Annotated in this window: 13 protein-coding genes; 5 read left to right on the top strand and 8 right to left on the bottom strand. The window is 53.0% G+C overall.

Annotation, left to right across the window (positions count from 1 at the left end; genetic code table 11):
- Positions 1-43: 43 nt before the first annotated feature.
- Positions 44-430, bottom strand: a complete 387-nt coding sequence (locus OH144_RS14790) for an ArsR/SmtB family transcription factor (RefSeq protein ID WP_266203051.1) — start codon at positions 428-430, stop codon at positions 44-46.
- Between the two features lie 87 nt (positions 431-517).
- Between OH144_RS14790 and OH144_RS14785 the strand changes: the two genes are divergently transcribed.
- Positions 518-1,168, top strand: coding sequence for a carboxypeptidase-like regulatory domain-containing protein (locus tag OH144_RS14785; protein ID WP_266203050.1), 651 nt, complete (start codon positions 518-520; stop codon positions 1,166-1,168).
- Between the two features lie 200 nt (positions 1,169-1,368).
- Complete coding sequence (locus tag OH144_RS14780) at positions 1,369-2,715, top strand: NAD(P)/FAD-dependent oxidoreductase (RefSeq protein WP_266203049.1); 1,347 nt, start codon at positions 1,369-1,371, stop codon at positions 2,713-2,715.
- Between the two features lie 107 nt (positions 2,716-2,822).
- Here the strand turns inward: OH144_RS14780 and OH144_RS14775 are convergent, their stop codons facing one another.
- Together OH144_RS14775 and OH144_RS14770 are read right to left on the bottom strand one after the other, a co-directional pair.
- Positions 2,823-5,153 (bottom strand): M1 family metallopeptidase, encoded by a 2,331-nt coding sequence (locus OH144_RS14775; protein WP_266203048.1) that lies wholly within the window; start codon positions 5,151-5,153, stop codon positions 2,823-2,825.
- Positions 5,154-5,221: 68 nt separating this feature from the next.
- The gene (locus OH144_RS14770) at positions 5,222-5,815 is read right to left on the bottom strand and encodes a HupE/UreJ family protein (protein ID WP_266203047.1); all 594 of its coding nucleotides are present in this window, start codon (positions 5,813-5,815) and stop codon (positions 5,222-5,224) included.
- A gap of 1,320 nt (positions 5,816-7,135) precedes the next feature.
- On the opposite strand from OH144_RS14770, the gene OH144_RS14765 reads away from it, so the two are divergent.
- Both OH144_RS14765 and OH144_RS14760 read left to right on the top strand, forming a co-directional pair.
- On the top strand, positions 7,136-8,197 hold the full coding sequence (locus OH144_RS14765) for a lactonase family protein (RefSeq protein WP_266203046.1): 1,062 nt from the start codon (positions 7,136-7,138) through the stop codon (positions 8,195-8,197).
- Positions 8,198-8,213: 16 nt separating this feature from the next.
- Entirely contained in the window at positions 8,214-8,579 is a 366-nt protein-coding gene (locus tag OH144_RS14760; RefSeq protein ID WP_266203045.1) for a SpoIIAA family protein, read from the top strand.
- Positions 8,580-8,633: 54 nt separating this feature from the next.
- Here the strand turns inward: OH144_RS14760 and OH144_RS14755 are convergent, their stop codons facing one another.
- Positions 8,634-9,485, bottom strand: a complete 852-nt coding sequence (locus OH144_RS14755) for an alpha/beta hydrolase (RefSeq protein WP_266203044.1) — start codon at positions 9,483-9,485, stop codon at positions 8,634-8,636.
- A gap of 210 nt (positions 9,486-9,695) precedes the next feature.
- Between OH144_RS14755 and OH144_RS14750 the strand changes: the two genes are divergently transcribed.
- On the top strand, positions 9,696-10,244 hold the full coding sequence (locus tag OH144_RS14750) for an REP-associated tyrosine transposase (protein ID WP_266203043.1): 549 nt from the start codon (positions 9,696-9,698) through the stop codon (positions 10,242-10,244).
- Between the two features lie 195 nt (positions 10,245-10,439).
- Here OH144_RS14750 and clpB read toward each other — a convergent pair whose 3' ends face one another.
- The 4 genes from clpB to OH144_RS14730 all read right to left on the bottom strand — a co-directional run bounded on the left by clpB (position 10,440) and on the right by OH144_RS14730 (position 15,964).
- Positions 10,440-13,058 (bottom strand): ATP-dependent chaperone ClpB, encoded by a 2,619-nt coding sequence (gene clpB / locus OH144_RS14745; protein WP_266203042.1) that lies wholly within the window; start codon positions 13,056-13,058, stop codon positions 10,440-10,442.
- 306 nt (positions 13,059-13,364) lie between these two features.
- Positions 13,365-13,970 carry a YceI family protein gene (locus OH144_RS14740; protein ID WP_266203041.1) on the bottom strand — a complete coding sequence of 202 codons (606 nt, stop codon included), beginning with the start codon at positions 13,968-13,970 and terminating at the stop codon, positions 13,365-13,367.
- Positions 13,971-13,982: 12 nt separating this feature from the next.
- Positions 13,983-15,338, bottom strand: coding sequence for a hypothetical protein (locus OH144_RS14735; protein ID WP_266203040.1), 1,356 nt, complete (start codon positions 15,336-15,338; stop codon positions 13,983-13,985).
- A gap of 38 nt (positions 15,339-15,376) precedes the next feature.
- The gene (locus tag OH144_RS14730) at positions 15,377-15,964 is read right to left on the bottom strand and encodes a YceI family protein (RefSeq protein WP_266203039.1); all 588 of its coding nucleotides are present in this window, start codon (positions 15,962-15,964) and stop codon (positions 15,377-15,379) included.
- Between the last annotated feature and the right edge of the window lie 295 nt (positions 15,965-16,259).

Raw genomic sequence — 16,259 nt, 5'->3', positions numbered from 1 at the left:
CATACTAAAACATTGGTTCGGGAGTTATACTTTGCGTGCCCTCTTAAGAAGGTATCCAGCGGCGGTTCTGCAGCTTTGTAACGGCCAGCTCGCGGTTAGAGTATAAAATATGGTATACTTCCAGGTCTTTCTGCAGGGCCGTGTCGCGCTCCATGTAGGTGAAAATCTGGTTCACGAAGTCGGCAGCCTCCTCCTTAACACCATAATACACCCATTGGTCCAGCTTGCGGGGGGCTACCAGCCCGGCATTGCGCAGGTAAGCCAGGTGGCGCGAGGTCTTGGTCTGCGTAAAGTCCAGCACCTGTTCCAGGTCGGAGGTGCACATCTCGCGGTTGCGCAGAATCAGGTGCAGGATGCGGAGCCTGGACTCGTCGGCAAGTGCCTTTAGGATCTGCTGCCCGAAGGCCAGGCTGAAGTGTTTTAGTCTCATAGGGCAGTGGTGGTGGCTAGGGGCAGCCTGAACAAATTTAGCCAAAAGTGGCTATTATAAAAGAATTAATAAGTATAATTGTATCCTATGATCTTTCCCGCCATACTTCATGTCCGCTTTCCTAACATACTGAAGTGGTTGTGGCTCCCGCTGGTTTTGCTGCTGCTGGCACCCGACCAGGCGCAGGCGCAAAGTAAGCAGCGCGTGGTGCAGCTGTCGGGCTTTGTGGCCACCGGCGACAGCCTGTATGGCGTGGCAGGGGCAGGCGTTTACGTGCCGGGCACCAACCGCGGCACCTATACCAACGATTACGGCTATTTCTCGATGCCGGTGCTGGCTGGCGACAGCGTGCTTTTCGCTGCGCTGGGCTTTAAGTCGCAGTACCTCATCATCCCTGAGAACTACGAGCGCCAGAGCTACTCGATTATCATGCAGATGCAGGAGGACCCAACCGAACTGCCCACAGTGGAGGTATTCCCGTGGCCAACCGAGCGTGATTTTAAGGAGGCCGTGGCCAACGTACGGCTACCCGACAGGGGCAATGCCATCATTACCCGCGACCTGGACCCGCGTCGTCTGGAAGAGCTGGCCCGCATCACCCCGATGAGCGACGCGCAGAACTACCGTTTCTGGCAAAACCAGCAAATACAGCACCAGCAAAACCGTATTATGGCCCCTACGGTGAATATGCTGGCTATCCCGGAGCTGCTCCGCGGCCTTATTAACGGCAATAAGTAAATTTCCTTTATTTTAAGTGCAATGCTGCACTTGCTTCGGCAAGTATAGGTATAGTATAATTTATGGCTTTTGCATACAGCAGAGGCCGTTTTGGCAACGAACAATTTCGCTATGCGTTTGTTGCCATAAGGTGTTTTGCGTATATACCAGTATAATGTGCAGGCACCTTTATACCACTACTATACATAACAAGATATACTATGCTTGAACCGGAACAACTCTCCCTTAACATCCCTGACTCTACCAAGCCCCGCGTCGTTATTATTGGAGGAGGCTTCGGGGGTATTAACCTTGCCAAAAAGCTACCCAACAAGGACTTCCAGGTGGTGATGTTTGACAGGCAGAACTACCATGGTTTCTGGCCGCTCCTCTACCAGGTGGCCACTGCCGGTCTGGAGCCCGACTCCATCGCCGAGCCGCTACGCAAGATGTTCGGCTCGGATAAGTATCCGGACTTCCATTTCAGGTTGGTGAAGGTTACGGGCGTTGACCCAACAGCCAGGGTTGTTTCCACAGTGATCGGGGATATCTCCTACGATTACCTGGTAATTGCTACGGGCACCAAACCGAACTACTTCGGCAACGACCAGATCAAGAAGTTCTCCTTCCCGCTCAAGCAGGTGCCAGAGGCCCTAAACCTGCGCAGCCAGATACTGCAGTGCTTTGAGCAGGCTAACATGACCAGAGATGCCGAAATGCGGCAGGCGCTCATGAACTTCGTGATTGTGGGGGCTGGCCCGACGGGGGTGGAGCTGGCGGGCTCGCTCGCCGAGATGCGGAGCCACGTGCTGCCCACCGACTACCCCGGCCTTGACTTCGGCAAGATGAACATCATCCTGGTAGAAGGCATGGACCGTGTGCTGCCGCCCATGTCGGCGGAAGCAAGCGAGAAAACCTACAAATACCTCAAGGAGTTGGGCGTGGACATGCGCCTGGGCACCCTGGTCAGCTCCTACGACGGCGATGTGGCGACGCTAAAGAACGGGGAGCAGATCAAAACGAATACGCTTATCTGGGCAGCCGGTGTGGCCGGGGCCCTGGTGGATGGTCTGCCGGAGACATCGGTAGAGCGGGGGCGCATCCTTGTGAACGAGTACAGCCAGGTGCTGGGCTTCGATAATGTCTTCGCCATTGGCGACATTGCTTTTATGAAGACGCCTGAGTTCCCGAAGGGGCACCCCGGCGTGGCGCAGCCGGCCATTCAGCAAGGCAAGCTGCTGGGCAAGAACCTGCCGCGCCTGTTGCGCGGGGAGGCGCTGGAGCCTTTCAAGTATAAAGACAAGGGCTCCCTGGCGATCATTGGTCGTAACCGTGCCGTGGCTGATTTGCCGGGCAACCTGCACTTTGGAGGCTTTTTTGCCTGGATTGTCTGGCTGTTCGTGCACGTAATGGCGCTGGTGGGTTTCCGGAACAAGCTGGTGGTGCTTAGCAACTGGGCCTATAGGTTCTTTACCTACGAAAACGGCACCCGCCTGATCATTCGTCCGTTCGTGCGACGCGGCGATAGGGTCCGGCGCAAGTTCATTGATAAGTATGAGGCAGATTGATGCCCGGTCAGATAGTGGTGGTTTTAAATGAGCACCTGAAAAGTATGAAATAAAAAAGCGCCTGCAGAGCTCATCTGCAGGCGCTTTTTTGTTGGCTTCAGTACAGCTTACTGACCGCTGCCGCTTTGGCTGCTACTGCTGCTGCTTGGGGTGCGCTCACGTTGCATCGGGTTCAGGCGGGTGTTCTGCTGCTTGAACAGTTCGAAGCGGGATGGAGACACTTTGCGCGGGAAGGCGTTGTTCGACAGGTCCGTGTCAGCTGTCTGCAGGTAGGGATCCAGCTCAAAGCTTACCACCGGCTTCTCGGTAATGAATACCTTTGTGATCTGGTCGTTGTTGTAGCGCCAGATCTCCGCCGGGATGTTCACCACTTCCTCAGAACCATCCTCATACGCCATGCGCACGATCAGCGGCATGACCAGGCCACCCAGGTTCTCGAAGCTCACCTCGTAGAAGTTCAGGCCGGAGTTCAGCTTCTCCTTCTGCTCTGGCGTCAGCTGGCCCAGGAACTGGCGGTAGGCCTGCTCGTCGGCGGCAGTGGTAGCCAGCGGGTCATAAGTGTTGTAGAAGTCATTCAGCTCAGGGCGCAGTTCTACACGTGTTTTCTTGATATCGGTCAGGTTGCGCTGCTGCGACAGGGTTTTAGGCGCTTTGTTCTGCTGCTCGCGCAGCTGTGCGTTTACAAAAGCCGGATCCTGCGAGTCGATCGTATACCATTTCACGTCCGCTAGGGCAATGTCGGTGTGGTCGGTGGTGTAGAACCAGCCTCTCCAGAACCAGTCCAGGTCCACGCCGGAGGCATCTTCCATCGTTCTAAAGAAATCGGCAGGCATCGGGTGCTTAAAGGCCCAGCGCTTAGCGTATTCCTTAAAGGCATAGTCGAAGAGCTCGCGGCCCATCACTGTTTCACGTAAAACATTCAGGGCTGTGGCCGGCTTGCCGTAAGCGTTGTTGCCAAACTGCAACACCGACTCCGAGTTGGTCATGATCGGCACCTGTGTATTCTTGGCGCTCTTCATGTATTCCACAATATCCTGCGGTTCGCCACGGCGCGATGGGTAAGTGCGCTCCCATTCCTGCTCAGCCAGGTACTGCATAAAGGTGTTCAGGCCTTCGTCCATCCATGTCCATTGGCGCTCATCCGAGTTAATGATCATCGGGAAGAAGTTATGGCCCACCTCGTGGATGATCACCGAGATCAAACCATACTTCAGGCGGTCGGTGTAGGTGCCATCAGGCTCGGGGCGGTAGCCGTTAAAGGAGATCATCGGGTACTCCATGCCGCCCACCGGGCCGTGCACCGAAATAGCCACCGGGTAAGGGTAGTCGATGGTGTGCCTGGAGTATACTTCCAGCGTATGCGCCACGGCCTCGGTAGAGTACTGCCCCCATAGCGGGTTGCCCTCCTTCGGGTAGTAGGACATGGCGAGCACGTTCTTGCCACCCACTTTCACGTTCATGGCGTCCCAGATAAACTTACGGGAGCTGGCCCAGGCAAAGTCTCGCACGTTATCGGCGGAGTATACCCAGGTTTTCTTGTTCTTCGCCTTGGTTTTCTCAGCTTTTTCGGCCTCCTCCTGCGTCACGATCACCACCGGTTTGTTGCTTTTGGCGGCTTCTGCCCAGCGTTTCTGGTGGGTGGAGGAAAGTACCTGGCTGGCATTCTGCAGCTCGCCGGTGGCGGCTACCACGTGGTCGGCAGGCACGGTGATGCTTACTTTATAGTCTCCGAAAGGCAAGGCAAACTCGCCGCTGCCCAAAAACTGCTTGTGCTGCCACCCGTTCACGTCGTCGTACACGGCCATGCGCGGGAACCACTGGGCCATCTCGTAGAGGTAGTTGTCGTCCTCCGGGAAATACTCGTAGCCCGAGCGGCCGCCCAATGTTTTCTGGTTGTTGATGTTGTTTTTCCAATCGATGCTGAAAGTAATGCTCTGCTTCGGCTTCAGCGGCGTGGGCAGGTCGATCCGCATCATGGTGTTGTTGATGGTATAGGAGAGCGCTTTGCCGCCACGGTCTGCCACTTTGCTGATCTTAAAGCCGCCGTCGAACTTCTCGCGCGTCATGTACTCCACAGCGCGCAGCGACATGTCCTTCTTCAGCTCCGCCGTCTGCGTCAGGTTGCTCATCGAGTTAGGCTCAAAGATGTTCTGGTCCAGTTGCACCCACAGGTAAGAAAGCACGTCCGGCGAGTTGTTGGTGTAAGTGATGGTCTCGGTGCCGGTAATGGACTGGTTCGCGTCATCCAGCTCAACTTTGATGTTGTAATCGGCACGCTGCTGCCAGTATTGATGGCCCGGGGCGCCCGAGGCCGTACGGTAGGCGTTAGGCGTTGGCAGTTCCTGCCCCAGCTGGGCAAACTTGGTGTCCTGTGCCAGTGCCGCCATCGGGCCTGCCACTAAGCCAACAAGGGCCAGGCCTGCTATAAGGTTTCTCATGTGGTATTGGTTAGGTGATGAAGTATAGGTTAGGGGTGAGTCGATGTTAGAGTTTTAAAGTATGAAGGTTAGAATATGTTCGTTTCCATCATCAGGATGAGCGAAATACCGGCTGCGGCGCTTGAAAGCACCATGATCCAGTCGCGCTTCTTGGCCCGGAACACCGTCATGATCAGGAAGCCCGCCAGCAGAAGTACCCCCACGATCAGCAACTGCCCCAGCTCTATGCCGATGTTAAAGGCCAGCAGCTGCTGCCAGATGTTGCCGTTGCGTCCCAGCATTTGGCGCAGGAAGTTGGAGAAACCCATGCCATGGATCAGGCCAAATATAACAGCCATCAGGTTGTGCAGCGACAGGACGGTGCCCTGCTTGGAGGCTGCGCCTTTCAGCTTGAAGAAGTTGATGATGCAGGTGAAAAGAATGGTGGCCGGAATCAGGAACTCGATCAGGGCCGCGTCGAACCTGATGATGTTCAGGGTGGCCAGTGCCAGCGTAACGCTGTGGCCAATGGTAAAGCTGGTAACCAGGGCAAGCACTTTTTTCCAGTCCTGCAGCGTGTAAATGGCGCTCAGAGCCAGCAAAAACAGCATGTGGTCATAGGCTTTAAAATCAAAGATGTGGTTAAAGCCTAGCTCAATATAAGTAGAAAAGACAGATGACACCGCTCAAGTATATTTAAATGTAAATACTGCTATGTGGCAAATTACGCATCTGTAGCTACATATGCAATGCTGTGGCAGGGAAGAGCAGCAGCAGTGGCAGGTAAATCGATGAAGGAGCGATTTACCGCTATGAATCCGATGATTTTTATAGCTGCTGATGACTTTGGTTTGAGTTATACTTGGGCTATACTTGCTGGTTTATTCTTCACACGATCGCTGGTGCGGGTTTGCAACCCGTGCCTTCTATGATGTCGGGTTTGTAACCCGACTGGCTCGCAGAGCCATACTTCATACTTTGGCTATACTCTCATAGCCGCTGCTTCCTTCATTTCCGCTCTTTCGGATTTGCAATCCGAAAGAGCCGTTGATTTACCTTTGGCTATACTTTTATACTTCAGTTTATACTTGCTGCTGTACTTTAAACTTTCACTGGCGCACGCGTCCGCTTGTGCCTTCGCTTAGCCATCGCTTCCCGCTTCTTGAAACAAGCTATACTTTGTAGCTTCCGTTCATCCTCAGCCTTACAAGCTGCTCGTTTCAATTCATACTTTGGCTCCCTCCAGGCCGGGAGGCCTCGTCCTTTGGCATCGCACTGTCTATTGAAGCTGCTCCTCGCTGTCGCTCCGGGCTGCTGAGCAAGCTCAGCACCGCATCAATAGAAGGCGCTCAACCCAAGGACTGGGATCAGATTCGATAGCCACTGCTTTGCAACTTGAACCAAGTCCCCCTTGGAAGGGGGCAGGGGGATGATAATCCTTTTCTGGACAAGGAATAGGAACAGGTTCGATAGCTCCCACCCTTGCTATCATCTCGACCTTTGGGAGAGATCTAATTAGAATTCCCGATAGATCTCTCACAGCTACGCTGGCTCTCTTCGGCTCCCGCCTCAAGAGTACTCGAGATGACAGGGAAAGGAGCAAGTACAAACTCCCTCCCCTGTTTTTAGGGGAGGGCTGGGGTGGGGTGAAAATTCCTCTCCTTAGACTACCGAGAACGAGAGGTCGGAGGTAGCGAGCGCAGCTCTGAGGGGCAGGGGTGGTTGGACCCGATAGTTCACTTATACATGGCGCTCTTTTATCCTTTAAACCACCGGCAGAAAAATTCCCGTACTTATACTTCCTGGACAGGATTTTATACCTTTAACAGAAGCATCACCCTCAAACCTTATACACAATGCACAAGCTTTTTAACCTAAACCCGCGAAAGCTGGTAAACACAACAGTACTGGCACTTGCCGGTATGGTACTGGCGCTGGCTGGCTGTAACCAAACTACTGAGCCGCAAAATACAGTAGCTACAGAAACATCAGAACCTCAAACAATGAAAACGACTAAGCTATACGTGGGCACCTATGCCAAACCCGATGCGGAAAGTATACACCTGTACAGCCTGAACCCCGAAACCGGCGAGCTGACGCACGAGAGCGGGTTTAAGGCCGGAGAGAACCCTTCGTACCTGACGCTGGATGACGCTGGCAAATATCTGTACGCGGTGAACGAGACGCAGGAGTTCGAGGGGAAAAAGAGCGGCGCTGTGAGTGCCTTTGAGGTTGGAGAGGACGGGAAAGAGCTGAAACTGCTGAACCAGATGCCCTCAGAGGGAGGCGCGCCGTGCTATATCTCTATAGCTGATAACACGGTGCTGGTGGCCAACTACAGTGGCGGCAACGTGGCAGCGCTGCCACTGCAGGATAACGGGCAGCTCGGCCAGCCAAGCGCGGTGCAGCACAAGGGCTCCGGCCCAAACCAGGAGCGGCAGAAGGGGCCTCATGCCCATTATATTGCGCCCTCGCCAGATGGCAAGTATGTCTATGCTGTGGACCTGGGGGCAGATAAAGTGTTTGCTTACAAAGTAGAGGACGGAAAGCTGGTGCAGCACTCACCAGCGGTAGCTTATACTTCAGAGCCGGGGGCAGGGCCACGCCACATGGCTTTCCACCCCAGCGGCAAGTATGCCTACCTGGTGCACGAACTCAACTCCATGGTAACAGTAATGAAGTATGACGCTGGCAAAGGAACGTTCTCGGAAGAACAAACGCTGACAACGCTTCCTGCTGAATTTAAAGGCGATAGTTTCCCCGCAGCCATTAAGGTATCGGCTGATGGCAAGTCCCTGTATGCCTCTAACCGGGGCCATAACAGTATAGCCGTGTTTGCGCTTGAGGAAGGCGGGAGCAAATTAACACCGGTGCAGCACATGAGCACCGGCGGCGATTGGCCCCGCGATTTCGCCATCGACCCCTCCGGAAACATACTTTTGGTAGCCAACGAACGCTCCAACAGCATCACCTCTTTTAAAATAGACAAAGCCACCGGCAAACTCGCGGCTACCGGCCATGAGGGGCAGGTGCAGAAGCCGGTAAATATCGTGTTCAGGGACTAGATAAAGTATAAATGCCATGCTGGAGATCCTGCCCGAAACAAAAGACGATATGCTGGCCGTGCGGGTGAGCGGTGAGCTGACGAACGAGGATTTTGATCTGTACCGCGACCTGATCCGGGATCGGATGAAGCAATATGGCGCCGCCCGTTTATACTACGAGATGGTGAACCTGAACTGGGTGAAGCCTGGCGCAGCGCTCGAAAATGCCCTGTTCGACCTGGTGCATGGCCGTGCGTACGATCGCGTGGCGATGGTGGGCGAGAAAGTATGGCAGAAGTGGGCGGCCAACCTTATCAGCCCGGTAAAGAAGAAAGGCGTGCGCTATTACGAGCTGCATGAGCGCGAGAAGGCCATGCAGTGGGTGCTGACAGGGGAGGAATAGAAACGGAAACGCCCGCTGGTATTAAGGTCAGCGGGCGTTTTTATACTTATTTACTTACTGCGCCAGCGCCTCCGCCCGAACTTTCTGGAAGAACAGCAAGTGATACTCCAGTGCCTCGCCCCAGTAAGCCCAGGTGTGGGCGCCCGGGCGCTCGATGTATTCGTGGGGCACCTTCTCGTACACCAGGCGGCGGTGCAGCTCGCGGTTATCCTCTATCAGGAAGTCATCCACGCCGCAATCGATCATAAACTTAACGCCACTGGCCTTTAGCTGCGGCACCATGTGCACCACGGAGCTCTGGCGAAACAGCTCCTGGTTCTCTGGTTTTGGCCCCAGCACCGCTTCTATACTTTTGAGCAGGTTTTCATGTGCTATGCTGTTTATATTCAGGGCGCCGCTCATACTTCCGGCCGCTGTATAGATATCCGGGTGGCGCGACGATAAGTATAAAGCGCCGTGCCCGCCCATGCTCAGGCCGGAAATGAATCGGCCGCTCCTGTCGCTGATGGTTTTATACTTGCTTTCCACCTCCTGCCGGAGCTCCTGCGTGATGAACGTCTCGTACTGGCTGGCCTTGTCTACCGGACTGTCGTAGTACCAGCTGCTGAAGCCGCCATCCGGGGTAACGATGATGAGCTGGTACTTATCGGCCATCTGCTGCAGCAGGTCTTTCTGAGGGGTGCTCTTCAGCCAGTTGCTGAAATTGCCGCTGTAGCCGTGCAGCAAGTATAAAACCGGGTAAGGGCCGTTCTTTTTCTTCTGATGGCCGTCCGGGGTTACCACGCCTGCTTTCAGCGTTTTCTGCATCGAGGGGCTCTGGATCACCAGCGTATCTACTTTGGCAGCCTCGGCCGAAAGTATGGAAAGGGCGAGGAGCAGGAGGAAAGTATAAACTTTGTTTTGCATTTTCTTTAAAGTATAGATTATGCAAAATATAAAATAAGTACGCCTAATTCAAGCTTCCGGCTTGGAACGAATGTGGGGCCAGCTTGTCGCTAGCGTTGCTTTATACTTTCGCTAGCTACAAGCTGGCATCATGTACCACCACGAGCTGAAAGCTCGCGGTAGAGAATAGTTAACTGTAACTATACTTTCTGCTGTTCAGTTAAGGAAGGCATGAGCCGCAACTATAAATTCCGGGACCAGTCGAAGTTATACTTTGTGTCGTTTGCTGTCGTGAACTGGATGGATGTGTTTGTACGGCGGGAGTATAAAGATGTGGTAACAGAAAGCCTGCAGTACTGCATCAAACACAAAGGGCTGGAAGTATATGCCTGGTGCCTGATGAGCAGCCATGTGCATTTAATTATAGGCAGCAACAAAGAACCCATCGAAGGTATAATGCGGGATATGAAACGGCACACAGCTAAGGCCATACTTCAGCTAATAGAAGAGCATAACCAGGAAAGCCGGAAGGAAAGGATGCTGTGGATGTTCCGGAGAGCTGGCAGGCTGAATCCAAACATTGAGACCTTTCAGTTTTGGCAGCACCATAACCACCCTATTGAATTATCCACCAACCAGATGATGCAGCAGCGCCTCGACTACCTGCACCAGAACCCTGTTGAGGCTGGTTTTGTGGAAGAACCCTGGGAGTACCTCTACAGCAGCGCAAGAGACTATGCTGGCAAAAAAGGCTTGGTTGATGTTATCTTGATAGAATGATCTCCTATCGCGAGCTTTCAGCTCGTGGTTCCCCACAGTGCCAGCTTTCAGCTGGTGTAATCTGTTCTTTATACTTTCGCCAGCTGAAAGCTGGCCTCAGGCAAAACCACGAGCTGAAAGCTCGCGGTAGAAAAATACAAACCCCCGCCACTCCAATGGAATAGCGGGGGTTGCAGCTATACTTTAAACTTATACTTACTTGTCGGTCGGAATCTCCACATCAATGTTATTGAACCTGATCTTGCCGCCTTCCAGCACAGCCTCCACTACAGCGTCTTTGCTGATGGTGCCGGCCAGGATCTCTTTCGACAATTCGTTGAGTACCTGGCGCTGGATTACGCGCTTCAGCGGACGTGCGCCGAACTGCGGATCGTAGCCCTGCTCGCCCAGGTAATCCAGTACCTCGTCAGTCGCGATGAGGCGGATACCGGCTTCTTCCAGGCGATCCTGGATGTGTCCGAACTGGATCTGCACAATTTTGCGGATATCGCCCCGGCTCAATGGACGGAACATCACCAGTTCATCAATTCGGTTCAGGAACTCCGGCCTTACCGACTTCTTCAGCAATTCGAAGACTTCATCCTTGGTACGCTCGATCACTTCGTCGTGGTTGAACTCATCCATGGTCTCAAAATTAGACTGAATGATGTGCGAACCGATGTTCGAGGTCATGATGATGATCGTGTTCTTGAAGTTCACCACACGGCCTTTGCTGTCGGTCAGGCGACCGTCGTCGAGCACCTGCAGCAGGATGTTGAACACGTCCGGGTGCGCTTTCTCTATCTCGTCGAGCAGTACCACCGAGTAGGGCTTGCGGCGCACGGCTTCTGTCAACTGACCGCCCTCATCGTAGCCCACATAGCCCGGAGGTGCACCGATCATACGGCTCACGGCATGGCGCTCCTGGTACTCGCTCATGTCGATACGCACCATCGCGTTTTCGTCGTTGAACAGGTAATCAGCCAGCGCTTTAGCCAGCTCGGTTTTACCCACACCGGTCGTGCCCAGGAAGATGAACGAACCGATCGGGCGCTTCGGGTCCTGCATACCGGCGCGGCTTCGACGCACCGCATCAGAAATAGCCTCTATCGCTTCTTCCTGACCGGCTACGCGTTTGCCCAGTTCTTCTTCCAGGTGCAGCAGTTTTTCGCGGTCGGATTGCAGCATCTTGCTAACCGGTATACCGGTCCACTTGGCCACTACTTCGGCAATGTCTTCGGCGTTCACTTCCTCCTTCAGCATCGGATTCTCGCCCTGCATCTGGCGCACCTGCTCCTGCAGCTCCTTCAGCTTCGCCTCCGCTTCCTGAATCTTGCCGTAACGCAGCTCCGCCACGCGGCCATAGTCGCCACTGCGTTCGGCCTGCTCGGCTTCGAGCTTATAGTTTTCGATGTTTTCTTTCTCTTTCTGGATGCCTTCGATGATCTGTTTTTCGTTCTGCCACTTGGCTTTCAGGTCATCGCGCTTGGTGGATAACTCAGCAATCTCTTTCGAAAGGACAGCTTCTTTGTCGCGGTCGTTTTCGCGGCGGATGGCCTCCCGCTCAATCTCCAGCTGCATGATGCGGCGCTGAATCTCGTCCAGTTCTACCGGCAGCGAGTCGATCTCAATGCGCAGCTTGGCCGCCGCTTCGTCCATCAGGTCAATGGCCTTGTCCGGCAAAAAGCGGTCGGTAATATAGCGATTCGATAACTCTACGGAAGCAATGATGGCATCATCCTTAATGCGCACCCCGTGGTGTACTTCATACTTATCCTTGATACCGCGCAGTATGGAAATGGCATCCTGTACGCTTGGTTCATCCACCATTACCGCCTGGAAACGACGCTCCAAGGCTTTGTCTTTCTCGATATACTTCTGATACTCTTTCAGCGTAGTCGCACCGATGGCATGCAGCTCGCCACGAGCCAAAGCTGGCTTCAGCAGGTTGGCGGCGTCCATGGCGCTGTCGCCACCCGCACCGGCACCAATCAAGGTATGGATCTCGTCGATGAACAATACGATTTCGCCTTCGGCATCCACCACCTCTTTGATCACCGCCTTCAGACGCTCCTCAAACTCGCCTTTATACTTGGCACCTGCCACCAGCAGACCCATGTCCAGGCTCATCAGCGTTTTGTTCTTCAGGTTTTCCGGCACGTCGCCGGATACAATGCGTTGCGCCAGACCTTCCACGATAGCGGTTTTACCCACACCAGGCTCACCCAGCAGCACCGGGTTGTTCTTGGTGCGGCGGCTCAGGATCTGCAGCACGCGGCGAATTTCTTCGTCACGACCAATCACCGGGTCGATCTTACCGCTGCGGGCCATCTCGTTGAGGTTACGGGCATAGCGCTTGAGCGAGTTATACTTGGCTTCGGCGTTCTGATCCGTTACCTTGGCACCACCGCGTAGTTCCTTGATCGCTTTTTTAAGGTCCTTCTCATTAAACCCAACATCCTTCATCAAGCCAGCCACCTTATCGCGACCAGCCAGTATCCCCAGCAGCATGTGCTCGATGGCCACATACTCATCGCCGAATTCTTTTAAGTAGGAAGTGGCTTTCTGCAGGGCCGCTGCCGCATCATTAGCCAGGTACGGACTGCCGCCGCTCACTTTCGGGTAAGCTGCCACGATCTCGTCGAGCTTGGTGTGCAGGATGTTGCCGTTGATGTTGAGTTTCTGGAGCAGGAAGTTGGTGACGTTCTCGTCTGTCTCCAGTATGGCTTTTAAGATATGCCCGGTCTCGATCGCCTGCTGCTGGTTGCCGCCGGCTATCTCGGTGGCCTTTTGAATGGCCTCCTGGGCTTTGATGGTATAGTTATTAAAGTTCATCGCTCTACTGATTTTCCCCTTGGTTTAAGTTCTACGAGCCTAACATCAAAGGGTGCACCAATGGTGTATTACAGGGATTTGCATGTAATTATGTCAGGTTGAAATTGTTTTTTTGGATTGTTCAGGTCATAATGGCAGGTAAGAAGGAGGCCCTCCTCCCATAGTTTATATGGGCGATAGATAGTAGGAGAGAAGTTTTGGTGCCTGAGGAATGAAAAAGCCCCGAAAGCACTGCTCCCGGGGCTATAAGGTATGTTTTCTGCTAAGCAATCCAGCTACTGCGACTTGCTGCAGGTGTTGCCTGTTCTATTGACTTCTGTACGTTGCAATTGACTCCGCATAAGCTTTGGGCTGCTGCTTGTTTACCTGCAACTCAACTGTAATCCGAAGCTCATCCTCCACTTTAAACAATCCGCCGAGCTTTTTAGGTGTTTCGAGGCCTATTTCAGAGAAGTTCAGGCAGATGTTGCTCTTCAGCAGGTCCGTGGTTTTAGCAGCGCAGGTTTGAAACTGCACATCGTCTAGCACGATTGTCTTACCTGCCACCTCCAGTTGGAGCGCCCCTTTGTAATCTTTGTTTTGCTTATCCAGCCTAACCAGTTCGATCTTAATGGAAGGGTACTCTTTTACGTTAAGTGTATTGGCAAAATCCTTGTCGAGGAGCAGGTTGCCACAGTTAAAATCTTTAACAGGTATGGCCAGCCTTAGTCTTTCCCGCTGCGGAATCTGCCTGTTCAGGAAGAGTGTATCTTTCTGGCTGCTGCTGGAGTAGGCGCAGTTTATATTGCCTAGTGAAGTGCCTGCAGCTACGGTTATCTTGTTTCCTTTGATAACAACAAACTCTTCTTTTTTAGGCAGCACCACGGCACTCAGCATAGAGACAGCAACCAGAAAGATACTTACAGAAAACATGGTAGTGATAATTTAGAAAGAGATAGCGCCTTCAATCATAAAGCCATCGAACTCGCCGCCGTGACGGATATCGGTAGGAGCAAAGCCTTTGTACTGCTGCTTCACATACTCTACTTTGGTAACAATGTTTTTGGTTACAAACCAGCCACCGCCTACCTGCACGCGCTCCAGGTTTACTTTATTGTTTAGCACGTTTGGAGTAGCGGCCAGAGGTGCTAAGCGTCCCTCCACTACATTGTAGCGGCCAGCCAGGTATAAATTCTCGTTGCTGCCAAATCGGTACACCAGGTCAGTTCCAAGCTGTGTCCAGGTGCGGTCCTCCGGCTCGTCGTTGGCGCCAAGTCTGCCTTTGCCTTTGGCCTGCTCAAAGTTACCGAAGAACTCCAGACCGCGGAACTTCACGAAGGGGTTGATCACCATCGCGGTAAGGCTGTTTGTTAAACCCGGGTTAATGTGGCCGGAAGTAAAGTGCGTAGCAGGGGTTACGGCGGCACCGCTTGCCACTTTAGCAGGGTCCATTACCAGGAAGTAACGTGAGCCGGCACGGTCGCCACCATATAGGGTGTTTCTTACAGAGCCTGCAGTCGTGTACACAGAGCCGGTTAATCTTACCCGCAGGTCTTCGTTTAGCTGGTTGTCGTAGCCCAGTTTACCGATGAAAGAAGGCTTGCGCTGGTCCGGGTTCTGGATACCGCCTTGTACTTCGCCACCTGTAACAGAGCCTACTGCCAGGAAGTTTTTATAATGGAAGATCGCTTCGGCACCAATTTCGGTCGTGAAGGCATCCATGATATAGTTTCCTACAAACGGGTTCTGCAGGGCATGGGCGTTGTCCGTTCTTCTGAAGTGCGCGTCGCCGTAGTTAATTTCCATGTGGCCTACACGCAGGGTCAGGTTTTCGAACAGTTTGTCGACCAGCGGGCTGTTCAGGAATTCCGCTTTGTCTACCTGGATGTAACCGCCTTTCACCCAAGCCTCAGAGTGGTGGCGGGAAGAGAGGTACGTGATCAGGTTTAAGCGGATGCCATCAGCGAGCAGCACATCCAGGTTCAGGTTAGCCGATGCCAGGTTGAAGCCATTCTCGATGGGCATGAGTTGGTTCAGGTTAACTTCGCCGTTGCCCTGTGTTTGCATGTTGGCCGTTGCCGTGTTCTTGTGCTGCAACCCCTGGAACTGCTGGGCAAAACCGCCACCTAACCTAACCTTGATGCCATCAAAAGCGGTGGTGTCTTTTTTGCCTGTTTCAAAAGTGTTGAGCCCTCTTTGATCATAAGGTCTCCAATAAGGCATGTCAGAAAATGTGACCTGTGCGAATGAACTTAAGCTTAAGCCTAGCATTAAACTTAAAGAAAGTGCGAGCTTTTTCATGGTATGAGGAATAAAGAGTATCTTTTTTGATTCGTTAATTAAATAGCAGTTGGCAGGAAGCTAACCTGGAAGACAAGTTTAAGGTCGTTGGTCGTTTTGACGGTGCCCAGTAATGCGGTTGGCGGTGTAATGTTGAAATCAGAGAATTTGATCGCGGTTTCACCTGTCATAAAAACGGATCCGCCCTTCACGCTGGATTCCACATTGAAAGTGACCGGTCTGGTAGTTCCTGCAATGGTCAGGTTGCCGGTTGCCTGCGCCTTTTTACTGTCCAGGTTTTTAAAGGAGGTCAGCGTAAAGGTGATGTCTGCATACTTCTTGGCTTTCAGGGCGTCGTAGGCAATCTCATTCATTTTGTCCTTGCCGCTCTTCAGCGACTCGGTCTTCATGGTTATACTGGCCGATTTCACGCTTTTCAAAGTAGATCCTTCCACCAGCAGTACCGCTTTTCCCTGAGACTGTGCGGAGGTCATTTCCCAATCGTGTATTGTGGAGCCGCCCATTACGGTTAGCACCGGCTTAGCTGCAAGTTTGTATGTATCCTGAGCAAGCACCATGTTGCTGAGTCCGGTTGCCAGAAAAAGGCCAGCGGCAACCAGTAGCGATGTTAATTTTTGAGTCTTCATGATTTTATGATTATAGGGCCTTTGATACTATTTGTGTTATTTTGATATGACAAAGGTAGGTGGCCATACGCTCGTAAAAGATGACAATAGGCAGCGGGAAATATGATTGATGTCTCTTTTGGCCTCAGGCCCAACAATGGCCATTAAGGATGGCTTTGAGGTAGCGTGGATCGGATTGCTACAGCCGGGAAGCCGGCGTATACAGGGCCAGGTAGAAATTGGAAGGAAAAAGGATAGGGGAAATAAATATAGCGATTGGATCGCTAAGTCGCTCAATCTTAATTACTTGGAGGGG

Origin of the sequence: Pontibacter kalidii (genome assembly GCF_026278245.1) — a bacterium.
In the GTDB taxonomy this organism is placed as follows: domain Bacteria; phylum Bacteroidota; class Bacteroidia; order Cytophagales; family Hymenobacteraceae; genus Pontibacter; species Pontibacter kalidii.
This window is presented reverse-complemented; position numbering and strand designations above follow the sequence as displayed.